Genomic DNA, 14,565 nt, shown 5'->3' with positions numbered 1-14,565 from the left:
GTCGGTATTAAAAATATGCAAACCTCAGAAAATCCTGCGTGGAAATCATGGAACGATTGAAAACAAAAGATGATGAACGTCAAATCTTTAAAGCCGGTGATTTTTCAATTGAGTTGAATTGTCAGGCAAACAATGAATATACAAAGGTCAGTTACCCTTTAAAATACGGTATTTTTTCACGGCTTGAAACCCAAGATTATATTTTTGAATTCAATCTCAACCATGAGATCAGACATGCAAAATCAAAAAAGAGAACCTGGATTCATCCTTCGGAATGGCTCAAGCGAACCATGGGAAATGACTGGGTGTATTATTCGAGCGGCGGTTATTCAGGGGTTTATGAAGCTCTGGGCGAATACTATCTGCCCAACCTGATGTATCAGACCAATTCCCTGCTCGGCGGAAAACCGTTTAACGAAAAGGCAATTGATGAAATCGTCAAGAACTGGCATCAAATAATTTGCCAATTACCTGAAACGCATATGCCGGACCGGTTTTCCCGATGGATTGACGCCATACAGCAGCAAACCCCGGAAGGCTTGCAGAAAAAAGCGCAGCAATTGTTTGACATATCAGGTTCACGGGTGACGGTAATGCCGCCCGATGCCCGGCATGTTGACTATAATATTATTCCTTTGACCATTTCCGACGGGTGTCTGTATAAATGCCGGTTTTGCAAAATAAAAAACAAAAAAAAATTCGCTGTTCGATCCAAACAGGATATTGACACCCAGATCAAACAACTCAGGCAATTGTATGATAAAGATCTCATCAATTTCAATGCCCTGTTTTTAGGAGAACATGATGCATTAAACTCTCCTTGTGATCTTATTCTCAAAACCGCACAGGATGCCTATGATGCATTTGAATTCCAGACATCGGTTATGAAAAAAAATTACCTGTTCATGTTTGGAAGCGTGGACTCTTTTTTAAATGCAGACCAGGCCTTTTTTGACAATCTCAATTGCCTGCCCTTTCAAACCTTTATCAATATCGGTCTTGAATCATATGATCAGTCAACCCTGGATATATTAGGCAAACCAATCACTTCTGAAAAGGTGGGCCTGGCATTTCAAAAGATACAATTGATAAACAACACAGCCGCCAACATAGAAATCAGTTGCAATTTTGTCATGGATGAAACCCTTCCAAAGTCCCATTATACAGCATTAATGTCCCTGGTCAGAGAAAGCGTCAACCGTACAAAACCCAAAGGATCTGTTTATCTGTCCCCCTTAACGTTTGGCCGTCCCTCCCGGCAGGTACTCTATGATTTTTACAAACTCAAATCCATGAGCCGTTTTCCAACATTTTTATATCTGATTCAGCGGCTGTAAAACACATTATATTTGTTGAAAAACCATTTTTTTTGCGTCAATTCCTGCTTTTCCTGGTCATCCGAATCTGTTTCAATGCTCATCCGAATCTTTTTCAAGCTTTTGTTTTTACCACTATGATTTTCAAAAAGTGCAAAAATTGTAACCAGGTGTAATTTTTTTGTAACTGCAAAATTCTTAAAACTATCTGTAAAATCGAACAATGCTTAAACTACAAATAGTTACATAGTTGGCACGGGGTTTGCTCTAATAGGATTCCAACCATTGGAGATGAAAAATAAATTTTCCAATTAAAGGTTAATTTTTTTCCATATCCCGGGTTTATTAATCATCCTGGCTTATTGGAGAAAAATTTTATGGAATTAAAATCAAAAAAAAGAGTAACTAACATGAAAGCATTTTTAACAGCATTACTGATCATTGGATTAATCGAAATCGGCAACATAACCTTTGCTCAGGATCAAGAAGCAGACCAGAAAACAACTTTGGAAATTAGTCATAAAAATACCGACATGGGTATAAATCATGAGTATAAAGGATTTGTTAATACAACCGAGAACGGGTATACACTGTCGGACGGAGAAGATGTTTATATGCTTCAAGGCGAAAATCTTGAAGAGCTGATTGGACAAAAAGTCCTCATCAGCGGTGAGCTATTAGAAGGTGAAACAATGGACACGATTATTGTTGATATCGCAGAAGTGATTGAATAAAAATTCAATAATCAAACAGACTTCATTTTTTTTAAGCTCCTGGACTAAAATTTTTTCCGACAGCAAAATTCATTGCTATGTACAGGAAGTAACTTGTGTCCAGGTGTTTACAAAGCAGCAAAAAGGGTGAACAACTTATTCGCATTGAATTGTCCACCCTTTTTTTAAAATTTATTGTTTTAAAATTTATCATTTTTCAAGTCAGTGTTTATATTCAGACCAGGGCAAACGCATTAAAATTTCGGTTATAATAAATTCAATGGATTACAAAGCGTTATTTCAGCTTTTATTCTCTTTTCAAAAAGCTATATATTTTAATTGCTTGAATTTATTGAAATCAAAAATCATGCCAGTTTTCTATGCGTTCACCCTGAATCTATTTCATAAAATTTGACTGACTTTATCTCATGATATATAGTTTGCGCAAAAATTGAGTTTAAATGCTGTTTTCAAAGAAAAACAATTTAAAAGGGTTGTCAAACAATAAAGAGGATCATGCAAAAATCTAACTGGATATCACTGATTTTTTATATTCTGTTTCATTCTGTTGTTTTACATCATAACTGTTATGCCCAGTCTCAAGAAGAGACTTTAAAACTGGCAATTATTCCCCATCGATCCAATTTGGGCAATGAACATGCATATGGTGTATTCATACAATTGCTGGAAAAAGAAACCAGGATCAATTTCCAGTGGATAGGAAGCAAAACCTATAGTGATGTGATTGAAAAACTTAAAACCAGACAAGCAGATATTGGTTATTTGGGTCCCTTTGCTTATGTGGAAGCCCAGGACAATTTCGGGGTCCGGTTAATTTGCCGAACCATGAGTAAAAATTCAATTGAATTTTATCACAGCATCATCATTACAAGAAAAGACTCAGGCTCCAATACCCTTGAAGATCTTAAAGGGAAAAGCTTTGCCTTTACCGACCCTAAATCAACTTCAGGTTTTTTGTTTCCCATGGCAGGCTTGATGAAAGCAGGCATTCAATTGGAGGATTTTTCACAGACTCAATATTTAAAAAGGCATGTAAATTCCCTTCTTGCCGTTTATAACGGACATTCACACGCAGGTGCCACTTCATATACTGCAATCGATAAAATTAATATCAATTATAATGAGATAAAAATCCTATGGGAATCAGATGCCATCTATCGCGGTCCATGGGTGGCGCAAAAGGATATGCCGGACAAACAATTTTTCAAAATTCAAAAGGCAATGTTAAAGATGACTCAGCACAAAGATGCAGAAAAAATCTTTAATGGATTAACTACCAAGGGATTTGTGAGGGGCCTTGACAGTGATTACAATAATGTGCGTGACGTTGCCAAACGAATGAAGCTCAAATCCAAACAGGATTCATAATTATTTTAAATTTAATTTTCACCTCTTAATCGTGACAAAAGGTCAACCATGTTATCTTTAAGGCCCAGTATCCGTCTGAAAATTGTCTTTTCCTTTCTTGTGATAGTGTCTGTTATCATCGCCATTTTTACATTTACTTCCTATTTTCGCACCATCAACGCCCTGCAAATGGAAACCCGGAAACATGGCATAACAATTTTAAAAACATTCACCCAGATGGGCACAGCCTATATTTTTGAAAATGATTACATAACATTTCTGGATAATGCCAACGAGCTTATTGAAGACAGCGATATTCTTCTGGTTACCGTCATGGATATCACTGGAAGGGTGTGGATCAGCACGGATCAGCATGTATCCGGAATCATAAAAATTGATGAATTTTATCAGGATGTCATCAACAGTACAAAGACAAATTATAGAAAGACCAGCCATAACGGCCAAAAGGTGATGGAGTTTGTCAATCCTGTTACAGCATTGGGAAAAGTGATATATTTGCTGAAGATAGACATCTCATTAAAAACCATAGAAAACCAGGCAACTGAAAGAATAAAAGATATTCTCTTGATTTGTATCGGCATGATATTTTTTTCCGTCTTGTTGGGAATCTACCTGTCAAAGCTGCTGACCGACCCTTTAAAAAACCTGGTAAGGGGAACCAAAGAAATTTCCCAGGGCAATTTAAATTACAAAATCAATGTCACCTCTTCAGATGAAATAGGAATATTGACACAGTCATTTAATAAAATGACTGACAATTTAAAGACAGAGTCGTACAAACGGCAACAGGCAGAGGAGAAGATTCAAGAAGCCCGGTATGAACTGGAAATTCGAGTAGAAAAAAGAACGGCTGAACTTAAAAAACAAATTCAAAAACGGGCGGCTGACAAAAAAAATTACCGCAAGCTCATGGAAGCGTCACCGGTCCCCATAGCCGTCTATGACATGAAAGGGAATACAATTTATATCAACCCGGCTTTTACCAGGACGTTTGGATGGACCTTAGAAGAATTACACGGGAAAAAAATAAATTATGTCCCAGAAGATGCGCTGCCCAAAACCCTTCAGATGATTGACCTGATTAAAAGAGGTAAAAGTTACAATGAATTTGAAACTCACAGATACAACAAAAAGCATGAAATCCTGGATGTCAGTATCAGCTTTGATGTGTGGCGGGGACAAAACGGTGTTCCCAAAGGCAGTGTTGTGATTTTTCACGATGTGACCAGACGAAAACAACTTGAGGCACAACTGCTTCAATCCCGGAAAATGGAGGCAATGGGAACGCTTGCAGGCGGTATTGCCCATGATTTTAATAATATTCTTTCTGCAATTTTTTCATATTCTCACTTGGCTGAACAGCATATTGAACATCCTGAACAAGCAAAGTGTCATATCGGCCAAATCGTTAAAGGCGCTCAACGGGCGGCGGATCTGGTTCAACAAATACTTGCCTTCAGCAGACAAACCGAATATAAAAAGCAACCTCTGCAACTTTATATTATGGTAAAGGAAACAATAAAATTACTGAGATCCTCAATACCCACCAGCATTGAAATAAAAGAAAACATTGTCTCAAGAGCAATGGTGACTGCCGACCCCTCCCAGATTCATCAAGTCATAATGAATCTTTGTACCAACGCCTATCATGCAATGCGTGAAAAAGGCGGTATTTTGACTGTGGAATTAACTCAAATTGAAATGTCCGAACAAAATGCTCTGCCCGATTCAAACCTGTTGTCCGGGGAATTTATTAAACTAAAAGTAAAAGATACGGGTCATGGCATGGACAAAAAAACCCTGGAAAAAGCATTTGATCTATATTTCACGACCAAAGATGTTGGCAAAGGCACGGGATTCGGATTGGCTTTAGTTCAGGCAATCGTTGAAAAACACGATGGGTATGTAAAAGCCTATAGCACGCCCGGGAAAGGTTCCAGTTTCAATATTTATCTTCCCATAACAGAAGCAAAACCCGAACATAGTATACTTGAGCATGAGAAAAAAAAGCCGTTAAACAAGGGAACGGAAAAAATAATGCTTGTTGATGATGAAGAGGATATTCGAACATCAACCCGGGATTTTTTAAAAGGATTAGGTTATCATGTAACCTCTTTTCCAAACGGGGTACAGGCCTTTCAAGAATTCAAAAAAGACCCTGGCCGGTTTGATTTGATCATCACGGACATGACCATGCCTCAAATGGAAGGCGATGAGCTTTCAGCCAGGATGTTAAACATTAGAAAAAATTTACCCATCATCCTGTGTACAGGATATAGTGAAAATTTTACCAAAACTGAGGCAATTGAAATGGGTATCCGCAAATATCTTCAAAAACCAGTATTGATAACAAAACTGGCAGCCTTGATTCGTGACGTGCTGGATGAGAAATAACAGCTGCATATAGTTGATCAGGCTTGCAATATTGGCACTTTGTTAAAATTATTCTTTATGATCAAGACGTTGCTAAAAGCACAATAACACAAGCAAGCCATTGGTTCTCATTGGTTCAAAATTTTCTAATAAGGATAACACCTGCCGTTATGAGAGCAATCCCTGCCAGGCGCTGAATGGAAAAAGCTTGTACGGGCACGCCCAAAAGACCGTAATAATCCATAAAAACCGCCATTATCATCTGTCCTGCCACCACAAGACCAAAGGTAAGAGTTGCTCCAAGTCTTGGTGTCAAAATGATAACCGCTGTAACATAAAAGGCCCCCAGAAAGCCTGCCGACCATACAGACCAGTGAAGGCCAAAAGCCTGCCGGATACTGTAAAAATCCACCCGGATCACCACGGCATAAAAAAAAAGGGCTGCCGATCCAACTGCAAATGATATCAATGCCGCATATACAGGATCTCCAACAGCACGTCCTATTTTACCATTCAGCCCGGCCTGTAAAGGGGCAAGCATTCCTGCAACCAGGGCAAGAAACAATAAAAAAAATTTCATGAAATATCTTTATCTCCGATTTAAATATTGTCATAACATACCCCAGCCCGGAATATTTATTCAAGCCATGTTTTGTTCATCCCCTGATTTTCATATGAAAGTCTTCAAAAATCCAAACAGCGACTTTTATGTTTTATTGTGGGCAAACAAGGATGAAATACCAGGTCTGCCCTTGGCAGTTATATGAAAGAACTTATAACCAGTTGGAACCAGAACTCTTTCATTTTTTGTTGTGGCAGGCTGATCTGCCATGGCCTTTAATATAACCTGATTAGTATAAAACGAACGTCTATTCCATACTCAAATATCTGTTCGTTCACAACCCATTTGTACCGGTTTTTTCCAGGAGATTGAAAAAATTGGTAAAATCCAGTTCAGACGCTATTGAAACACTTGATTTTACCCCTTTTTTGATGCTAATTTCCCTTTCATGAATAAAACAAACCTTATCTCTCTTCACGGGGGTCACAGCGGACAGTATTGCAACCATGCAAGGGATCTGCTTGAAGATATCATCCAGCGCTATATCGAACTTGGGTTTACAACTGTCGGGATTACAGAACATATCCCGCCGTTGAACGATATATTTTTATACCCGGATGAAAAAGCACTCCATCTCACAACTGCTGATCTATATCAACAGTTTGAAGCTTACTTTAATCATCTGACGGCATTGAAAAAAAAATACAAACAAAAAATCAACATCTTTGTCGGGATGGAGACGGAAACATATACGGGCTATGCCGATCATATCAAAGAATTGATCTTAACATTTCAACCCGATTATATTGTCGGCTCTGTCCATCATGTTAATGATATCTGTTTTGATTATTCCAAAGAAGACTATGAAAAAATTGTGTCCATGTGCGGTTCTCATGACGCCATGTATGAAAAATATTTCGACCTGCAATATGATATGATAAAAACTCTTAAGCCCTTTGTTGTAGGACATTTTGATCTGATCAGAATCTATGACAAAGATTATAAAAAACGGATTTTAATGCCGGCTGTCGATAAAAAAATCAAACGCAATTTAAAGCTTATCAAGTCCTTGAACCTTGTCCTGGATTTTAACCTGCGGCCCCTGGCAAAGGGGAAAAAAGAACCCTATATCACAGAATCAATCCTGAAAACTGCAAAAAAAATGGGGATTCGACTTGTTCCGGGAGATGATTCCCATGGTGTCAATGAGGCCGGTCTCCATGTTGATATGGCAATCCATAGATTAAAAAAAATGGGATTTGATACAAAATGGCCTGATCCTGTGCTTGTAACTTAAACTTTAAAAGGAAACCAAATGAAAGCTGTGGTTCAGCGGGTAAAAAAAGCCCAGGTAAAAATTGATAATGCAATTATTTCCAATATTGGCAACGGACTTCTGGTGTTGCTGGGGGTGCAGGAGGATGACACGCAAAAAGATGCGGATTTTCTTGTGGAAAAAATCATCAACCTGCGCATATTTGAAGATGATAACGGTAAAATGAACATTTCTCTTAAAGATGTAAAAGGAGAACTTCTGGTAGTATCCCAGTTTACCCTGCTGGGAGATTGCCGCAAAGGCAGAAGGCCCTCGTTCATAAAAGCCGCACCTCCTGAAAAGGCAATTGAGCTTTACGAATATTTTATCAGCCAGGCACTAAAATTTGGCATTGCGACAAAGTCGGGTGTTTTCCAGGCAATGATGGATGTCTCCTTGATCAACCAGGGACCAGTCACACTTCTTTTGGACACACAAGAAAAATAATAAAAAGCCAACCAATAAAAAAAGATAACAATGAAACCTGAAAATATTTCCATTATTCTTGTTGAACCCCAGGGACCGATTAATATCGGCTCTGTCTGCCGGACCATGATGAATTTCGGGTTTACCCAACTTCGCCTGGTAAATCCAACAAAACATTACAAATCCCTTCTGGCAAAAAAAATGGCCTTAAGCGCATTTACCATTCTTGAGAATGCCGCGATTTTTGATGATCTTTCATCCGCCCTTTCAGATATACAGATTGCCTTTGGCACCACCCGTAGATTCGGCAAGTACCGGAAAAACTTTTTCACCCCATCCGGGGCCGCAGAAAAACTCGGGCAAACAAATGATGAAACAAGTTGCGCACTGGTGCTGGGTCCGGAGGACACAGGGCTTGAAACAAAAGACCTGGATCTTTGCCAGTCTTTTATTACCATCCCCACCCATGATTCCTATCCGTCCATGAATTTGAGCCATGCCCTTGCCGTGCTGTTGTATGAAATTTCTTTAAAATCTGATAAAGGAAAAAAGTTTTTTGATCCTCAGCCCAAAAAACTTGCTGCCGGGGATGAAATTGAACATATGTTTGCCCATATGAAAGAAAGCCTTGTACAAATTGATTTTCTTGATAAAAAGAACCCTGATCACCTTTTACGAACGTTCAGACGGCTCTTTGGTGCGGCAGGACTCACCTCCAGAGATGTCAGAATCATCCGGGGAATGATGAGCCGCATTGACTGGACGGAAAAACAAAGAAGGAAATATAGCAATGTTCACAATGGATGATCTTCTGGAAGTAGCCATAACAATGGAAAAAAACGGAGAATCCGTTTACAACACCTCCATTAAAGAAGTCAAAAACAAGGATTTAAAATCCATGCTCAAATGGATGGCCAATGAAGAGGCCTCCCACGGCAAATGGTTTACAGACCTGAAAAACAGCTTTTCTCTTGAAATGGAAGAAGCCGAGCTGAAAGAAATGGTTCCACAGGTGTTGCAGGACATGATGGGAGAAAACACGCTCTCCCTTGATGATGTTGATTTCAGTAAGATAAAAACACTTTCCAAACTTCTGGAGACTTTTATCAAATTTGAAAATGATACAATATTATTCTATGAGCTTCTTGAAATGTTTATCGAGGATGAAACCGTATTGGAAGGGTTAAAAAAAATTATCCTGGAAGAAAAAAGCCATGTTGATCAATTAGAGTCCATGCTGGCATCTTTGCCCCCGGAATAACCTCCACAGGCAGATCTGTTATTTCACCTTGGTTTGCCCACAACAAAACATGAAAGTCAAGGTTTGGATTTTTCAAGACTTGCATATAAATATTTGTTGTAATACCAGGCGCTACAGAATGAAGCGCCTGATATTCAAAACGGTAAATCTTAAAATATCCTATATTTTTTTACTTTAGCTGTTCCTTGATCATCTCCTGGACAAGCTTGGGATTGGCCTTGCCTTTGGAAACTTTCATGGCTTGCCCCACAAGGAATCCCATGGATTTTTTATTTCCGTTCTTATAGTTGTTCACTGCAGACTCATTGTCAAAAATAATCTTGTCGACTATTTTTGCAAGCTCAGTTGTATCAGAGACCTGTCTGAAACCAAATTGCTCAACAATCTGCTGAGGTGTTCCATCAGTATCAAAAAGTTTTTCCAGCACAGACTTGGCCGAGTTTGAATTGATCTCATTTTTTTCAAGCATTTGGATCAGGCCTGCAAATCTTTCAGGCGTGACACTGGTATCTGCCAGGGTCTGTCCGTGGGCCTTTAATGCAGGAAGCAGCTGGGTTGCCATCCAACCTGCGGTCATGCGGGCAGGTGCGCCAAGAGTAACAACTGATTCAAAAAACTCGGAAATTCCCCGTTCGGAACTCATGAGTACGGCTTCGTCCCGGGTTAATGCATAGTCCTGGACAAACCTTTTTACCTTGTGGCCGGGCATTTCCGGAAGAAGGGCTTTTATCTTTTCAAGCCAGGAGTCGGTCAGGACTATCATCGGAACCGAAGGATCGGGAATGCATGGGCCTTCAAACTTGGCCCGCATGGCCGTGGTAACATGTTTTTCAGGGTCCCACAGCCGGGTGTGCAGAATAATGGGTTCATTGTTGTTGACAGCCTCGATCTGACGCTTGATCTCATAGGCAATGGCATCGCCCACATGGTGGATGGAATTCATGTTTTTAACTTCCACCTTGGTATTGAGCTGGTCACTGCCTTCCGGCCGAATGGAAATATTTGCATCACACCGCATGGTTCCAGATTCCATGCTGCACTCGGCACAGCCCGTATATCGCACCTGGTTTCTTATGGCCTTTAAAAATTCCATGGCATCATAAGGGCTTTTAAGCTCGGGTTCAGTGACAACTTCGACAAGAGGTGTGCCTGCGCGGTTGAAATCCACCAGACTTATGGGAAGACGGCCTTCGGTTTCATGAACCAGTTTTGCCACATCTTCCTCCATATGAACATGGTGGAGCCGCAATTTTTTGGGATTACCCTGTTCGTCCTGAATTTCCACCCAGCCTTTTCTGGCAAGGGGCTTATGTGCCTGGGAAAGCTGAAAACCCTTGGGAAGATCAGGATAGTAATAGACTTTCTGATCAAAGGCACTTTCGCTCTGAATCTCACAATTAAGGGCAAGACAGGCAAGGGTCGCCTTTTCCAGTACTTCCCGGCTCAAAACCGGCAGGGCTCCCGGCAGCCAGAGGCATACAGGACAGACATTGGTGTTTGGATCATCACCCGGCGTATTGGCGCAGTCGCAAAATATTTTGGTGGCCGAATTCAGCTGTATATGGATTTCAAGACCTATTACTGCTTCATATTTCATGATTACATCCCTCCTGTATGGATATCGGATACGCGTCCTGCAAGGGCAAGCAATTTTGCGTCATCAAACCGTTTACCGATCAGCTGAAGGGCCGGCCGACCTCCGGCATCACCATTGACAGACCCTGGGATGCAAATCGACGGGTTACCGGTCAGGTTGGCAAGGAGGGTCAATGAAAAAGCATCATAAAACTCAGATACAATGTTTGGATTTTCAGGCGTTTGTCCAAATCTGCCCGACACGGGCAAAACAATCATGTCAACGGTTTCAAAGGCTTTTTCAACGGATTCAATGAGCCTGGCCCGGATGCGGCAGGCATCCAGAAATGCTGAATAGTTCTGATATTGAAAATATCCTCCCTGGAAAAGATAGGCTTTGACCAGCGGGCCAAATGATTCGCCCCTGGAATGAATGTACATATCATTCCAGTTTTTTACCGACGTTCCTGTTCTGTGGCCGTACCTGACACTGTCAAACCTGCCGGCACTGGACGATGCTTCCACTGTTCCGATCACGTTGTGAACTGTTCCGGCAAGAGAAAAATCCTTGATATCAACTGTCTTGCTCTTGACTCCTGCCGTGTCCAGTTTTTCAACTGCCTGTTCAAACTCTTTGTTTTCACCCTGATCCATATCCTGACCCATGGCCGTACTCCAGTCTAAGATCACACCCATGGTCATGGGACTGTCCTGAAATGCTTCAGGCTGACGAAATTGGGACAAGGCCTTATCAATGCCGGCTTCATCCATGGACGGATCACGCTCATCAACTCCGGCCATGGTGCGGGCTGTTGTTGAAATCGTCTCAAGAGAATTTGAAAGTATGCCGCAGCTTTCCATTGAAGGAACAAGGCCGATAAGGCCGCAACGGGAAATAAGGCCGTAACTCGGCTTAAATCCAAAGCAACCTGATCTTAGCGCTGCTATTCTTGCTTCCCCGGTGGTATCGGTCTTGAGTACGACATCACAAAGGCCGCTTTTTACGGCATCACCGCCTGTATCCTTGTCAAGGCCCAGACCCAGCTCGCCCATGGCGGTTCTACCTTTGAGGTATGCGCCTGCATCGCGCAAGCGTGCTATAAGCGTAGCGTCTTCCAGGGCCACATAATTTTCAAGGGCCATGGATTGAGCATCCGTGGGCCAGTTTTCTACGGATATGTTGGACTCAACCGCAACGCGGGTATCAGCCATAGGGCCATCCGCCGCCGGCAGGGTTGAGGTATTTATATAGGTAAAGATCTTAGATTCCATTAAAAATCCTTTTGTGTTTCCCAATTTTTATATAACGGCCATAACAGATCACTCTGCCACAACAAATAATGAAAGCCATTTAATTTCAGCAGGTTAAAAGGTCTTTCATATAAACTGCCAAGGGCAGACGTGGTGTTTCACCTTGGTTTGCCAGCAGCAGTTACTCAAGTATGCTTGCAACCCTGAAATAATCTCCCTTTACAGAAGGTGCATTTTTTAACAGCGCCCCGGTTTCAACGAATGAAGATCGAGTTGCTGAACTGCCCTTTCTGAAACAATTTTGCCCCCGGACAACAGAGATGGCAGGCTCGTATTCCTGTGCAATGCCAAAGACAGCTTGAGCCATTTTCACTGCATCGTCAAGCGCGCTTTCAATCATGGGACGTTCATTGTCCTCAAAACCGATCCTGGAAACCCATGAAAGGTAGTCAATGGTATCCTGCTCCTGATCGGAACCCGGCAATGATTCTGCTTTTCCAAGATCCAGCAGGCCCAGTTCAGCCAGCTGCTCATGGGCCACCAGGGATGGTGCCTGGGTCAGGGGACAAAAAGCGCTTCTGTTCTTGGGAAAGGCCGTTACTTCCCGTATGGATGGGGTTTTCATAATCATTGCCACCACCCGGTCCATGCCAAGGGCAAGTCCGCCATGGGGCGGTGGACCAAAATCAAGGGCCCGGAGAAAAAACCCGAATTTTTCTTCTGCCTCACTCGGTGAAAGTCCCAGGGCTGCAAAAACCTTCTGCTGGGTAGCCGGATCATGGATACGGATACTGCCGCCGCCCAATTCCTCACCATTGACAACAATATCATAGGAACGGGATAAAAGAGATAGCAAGTCTTCCTGGTCAGCGGGATCAAAATCAATTCGATCCGGTGCGGTAAACGGATGATGGCTGGAGGTGACTCCCTCTTCCGTGGGCTCAAACAATGGGAAATCCGTAACCCAGACAGGTACGAATTTATCTTTGGGAATCATATCAAGGCGATCCGCAACATGGAGCCTGAGACGCCCAAGAGCCGAATTGACAAGTTCCAGAGAAGGATCTGCTATGATGAGAATCACGTCTCCATCCGAGGCATTAAATCGCTTGATTATGGTTTGTTGTTCTTCTTTGCTGAAAAACTGAACAATATTGGAATCAAGCTGATCTCCAGTCACCCGCATCCAGGTCATGCCTTTGGCACCAAAGCCTGGAACTATCTGTTTTGCGTATTCATTCTGGAGAACATTTTTGCTCAGGCTTTCAGAGGCCTGTTTGACGTTAATTCCCTTGATCACCCCGCCCCGCTGAAGGATCTGTTTGAAGATGCTGTAGCGTGTCTGTGTAAAGATATCGGTTGCCTCGACAAAATACATTTCAAACCGCAGGTCAGGCCGGTCTGATCCGGTTTTGTCCATGGCTTCCTGCCAGGTCATGTGGGGAAACGGCCTTGGAAGATTTGTTCCACCGATTTCAAACATCCGGCACAACAATTCTTCTATAAGATTAAAAATAAACTCTTCATCAATAAAAGATGCTTCAAGGTCCAGCTGGGTAAACTCGGGCTGACGGTTGGATCGCAGGTCTTCATCCCTGAAGCACCGTGTGATCTGGTAGTATCGCTCAAAGCCAGCCACCATGAGCAGCTGCTTGAACAGCTGCGGGGACTGCGGCAGGGCATAAAAATGCTTTGGATTAACTCTGCTGGGAACCAGATAATCCCTTGCGCCTTCCGGCGTACTCCGGGTCAGGATCGGTGTTTCAACCTCGATAAACTCATTTTGGTCCAGAAACTCACGAACACAGGCGTTAATTTTGTGCCGTTTGATGAGAAACTGCTGCATACCAGGACGTCTAAGATCCAGATAGCGGTACTGAAGTCTTAAATCTTCGGATACCGGCTCGCGGCTTATGGTTTCATTTGTGCTGCCCATCATGGCTTTTTCAGAAATGGGAAACGGAAGGTTGTCTGACCGGCTAAGGATTGTCATATCGGTTACGATGATTTCAATGTCTCCGGTCTCAATATTTGGATTTTCCGTTCCCTCTGCCCGTTTTACGATTCTGCCAAAAACAGTAATGCAATATTCACTTCTAAGGGATGTGGATTGCCGGCAAATTTCTTCCGGGGTAAATTCAGGGCTGAAAACCAGTTGCACAATCCCGCTTTTGTCCCGGAGATGGACAAAAAGTACTTCCCCGTGGTCCCGAAGCGCATCAACCCAGCCTGCAAGATGAACGGTTTTATCGATATCGGCCGACCCCAGTCGGCCGCAATTGGATCTGTCATTGTACTGCATAACGCAAGATTCCTTTTCCTATGGGAGTAACTGCCACTATATTCCCGATTGCTATAGAAAAGAATTTAATTTTTGTAAAGAG

The 14,565-nt window shown here is 42.0% G+C and carries 12 protein-coding genes; 8 read left to right on the top strand and 4 right to left on the bottom strand.

Annotation, left to right across the window (positions count from 1 at the left end; translation table 11 throughout):
- Window positions 1-47 precede the first annotated feature (47 nt).
- The 4 genes from BLT94_RS00305 (at window position 48) to BLT94_RS00285 (ending at window position 5,812) form a co-directional block, all read left to right on the top strand.
- Window positions 48-1,337 carry a radical SAM protein gene (locus BLT94_RS00305; protein ID WP_092229365.1) on the top strand — a complete coding sequence of 430 codons (1,290 nt, stop codon included), beginning with the start codon at window positions 48-50 and terminating at the stop codon, window positions 1,335-1,337.
- A gap of 356 nt (window positions 1,338-1,693) precedes the next feature.
- Complete coding sequence (locus BLT94_RS00295; RefSeq protein WP_092229358.1) at window positions 1,694-2,050, top strand: hypothetical protein; 357 nt, start codon at window positions 1,694-1,696, stop codon at window positions 2,048-2,050.
- Window positions 2,051-2,545: 495 nt separating this feature from the next.
- Entirely contained in the window at window positions 2,546-3,418 is an 873-nt protein-coding gene (locus BLT94_RS00290) for a phosphate/phosphite/phosphonate ABC transporter substrate-binding protein (protein ID WP_092229356.1), read from the top strand.
- A 48-nt stretch (window positions 3,419-3,466) separates the two neighbouring features.
- The gene (locus BLT94_RS00285; protein ID WP_092229354.1) at window positions 3,467-5,812 is read left to right on the top strand and encodes a hybrid sensor histidine kinase/response regulator; all 2,346 of its coding nucleotides are present in this window, start codon (window positions 3,467-3,469) and stop codon (window positions 5,810-5,812) included.
- A 115-nt stretch (window positions 5,813-5,927) separates the two neighbouring features.
- On the opposite strand, the gene BLT94_RS00280 is transcribed toward BLT94_RS00285, so the two are convergent.
- Window positions 5,928-6,371 (bottom strand): DMT family transporter, encoded by a 444-nt coding sequence (locus tag BLT94_RS00280; protein WP_092229351.1) that lies wholly within the window; start codon window positions 6,369-6,371, stop codon window positions 5,928-5,930.
- 430 nt (window positions 6,372-6,801) lie between these two features.
- Between BLT94_RS00280 and hisJ the strand changes: the two genes are divergently transcribed.
- Genes hisJ through BLT94_RS00260 form a run of 4 tightly spaced genes read left to right on the top strand, consistent with a single transcriptional unit; the run spans window position 6,802 to window position 9,355 of the window.
- Entirely contained in the window at window positions 6,802-7,650 is an 849-nt protein-coding gene (gene hisJ, locus BLT94_RS00275) for a histidinol-phosphatase HisJ (RefSeq protein ID WP_092229348.1), read from the top strand.
- Window positions 7,651-7,668: 18 nt separating this feature from the next.
- The gene (dtd, locus tag BLT94_RS00270) at window positions 7,669-8,115 is read left to right on the top strand and encodes a D-aminoacyl-tRNA deacylase (protein WP_092229346.1); all 447 of its coding nucleotides are present in this window, start codon (window positions 7,669-7,671) and stop codon (window positions 8,113-8,115) included.
- Window positions 8,116-8,145: 30 nt separating this feature from the next.
- Window positions 8,146-8,901 carry an RNA methyltransferase gene (locus tag BLT94_RS00265; protein ID WP_092229345.1) on the top strand — a complete coding sequence of 252 codons (756 nt, stop codon included), beginning with the start codon at window positions 8,146-8,148 and terminating at the stop codon, window positions 8,899-8,901.
- Window positions 8,885-9,355, top strand: a complete 471-nt coding sequence (locus BLT94_RS00260) for a ferritin family protein (protein ID WP_245742884.1) — start codon at window positions 8,885-8,887, stop codon at window positions 9,353-9,355. The genes BLT94_RS00265 and BLT94_RS00260 overlap by 17 nt, the downstream gene beginning before the upstream one ends.
- 169 nt (window positions 9,356-9,524) lie before the next feature.
- Here BLT94_RS00260 and gatB read toward each other — a convergent pair whose 3' ends face one another.
- The 3 genes from gatB to aspS all read right to left on the bottom strand — a co-directional run bounded on the left by gatB (window position 9,525) and on the right by aspS (window position 14,483).
- Window positions 9,525-10,952 (bottom strand): Asp-tRNA(Asn)/Glu-tRNA(Gln) amidotransferase subunit GatB, encoded by a 1,428-nt coding sequence (gatB, locus tag BLT94_RS00255; protein ID WP_092229343.1) that lies wholly within the window; start codon window positions 10,950-10,952, stop codon window positions 9,525-9,527.
- A 2-nt stretch (window positions 10,953-10,954) separates the two neighbouring features.
- Window positions 10,955-12,202, bottom strand: a complete 1,248-nt coding sequence (locus tag BLT94_RS00250) for an amidase family protein (RefSeq protein ID WP_092229342.1) — start codon at window positions 12,200-12,202, stop codon at window positions 10,955-10,957.
- Between the two features lie 160 nt (window positions 12,203-12,362).
- A complete protein-coding gene (aspS, locus tag BLT94_RS00245) occupies window positions 12,363-14,483 on the bottom strand; it encodes an aspartate--tRNA ligase (RefSeq protein ID WP_014956655.1) in 2,121 nt (706 codons plus the stop codon).
- Window positions 14,484-14,565: the final 82 nt, after the last annotated feature.

Source organism: Desulfobacula phenolica, assembly GCF_900105645.1.
GTDB lineage: Bacteria > Desulfobacterota > Desulfobacteria > Desulfobacterales > Desulfobacteraceae > Desulfobacula > Desulfobacula toluolica.
Note: the sequence above shows the minus strand (reverse complement) of the source record. Positions and strands in the feature narration are given on the sequence as shown.

Excerpts from the sequence above, each read along its gene's own strand:
- BLT94_RS00305 (WP_092229365.1), top strand. The coding sequence starts at position 48 with ATGGAACGATTGAAAACAAAAGATGATGAACGTCAAATCTTTAAAGCC.
- BLT94_RS00295 (WP_092229358.1), top strand. The coding sequence starts at position 1,694 with ATGGAATTAAAATCAAAAAAAAGAGTAACTAACATGAAAGCATTTTTA.
- BLT94_RS00290 (WP_092229356.1), top strand. The coding sequence starts at position 2,546 with ATGCAAAAATCTAACTGGATATCACTGATTTTTTATATTCTGTTTCAT.
- BLT94_RS00285 (WP_092229354.1), top strand. The coding sequence starts at position 3,467 with ATGTTATCTTTAAGGCCCAGTATCCGTCTGAAAATTGTCTTTTCCTTT.
- BLT94_RS00280 (WP_092229351.1), bottom strand. The coding sequence starts at position 6,371 with ATGAAATTTTTTTTATTGTTTCTTGCCCTGGTTGCAGGAATGCTTGCC.
- hisJ (WP_092229348.1), top strand. The coding sequence starts at position 6,802 with ATGAATAAAACAAACCTTATCTCTCTTCACGGGGGTCACAGCGGACAG.
- dtd (WP_092229346.1), top strand. The coding sequence starts at position 7,669 with ATGAAAGCTGTGGTTCAGCGGGTAAAAAAAGCCCAGGTAAAAATTGAT.
- BLT94_RS00265 (WP_092229345.1), top strand. The coding sequence starts at position 8,146 with ATGAAACCTGAAAATATTTCCATTATTCTTGTTGAACCCCAGGGACCG.
- BLT94_RS00260 (WP_245742884.1), top strand. The coding sequence starts at position 8,885 with ATGTTCACAATGGATGATCTTCTGGAAGTAGCCATAACAATGGAAAAA.
- gatB (WP_092229343.1), bottom strand. The coding sequence starts at position 10,952 with ATGAAATATGAAGCAGTAATAGGTCTTGAAATCCATATACAGCTGAAT.
- BLT94_RS00250 (WP_092229342.1), bottom strand. The coding sequence starts at position 12,202 with ATGGAATCTAAGATCTTTACCTATATAAATACCTCAACCCTGCCGGCG.
- aspS (WP_014956655.1), bottom strand. The coding sequence starts at position 14,483 with ATGCAGTACAATGACAGATCCAATTGCGGCCGACTGGGGTCGGCCGAT.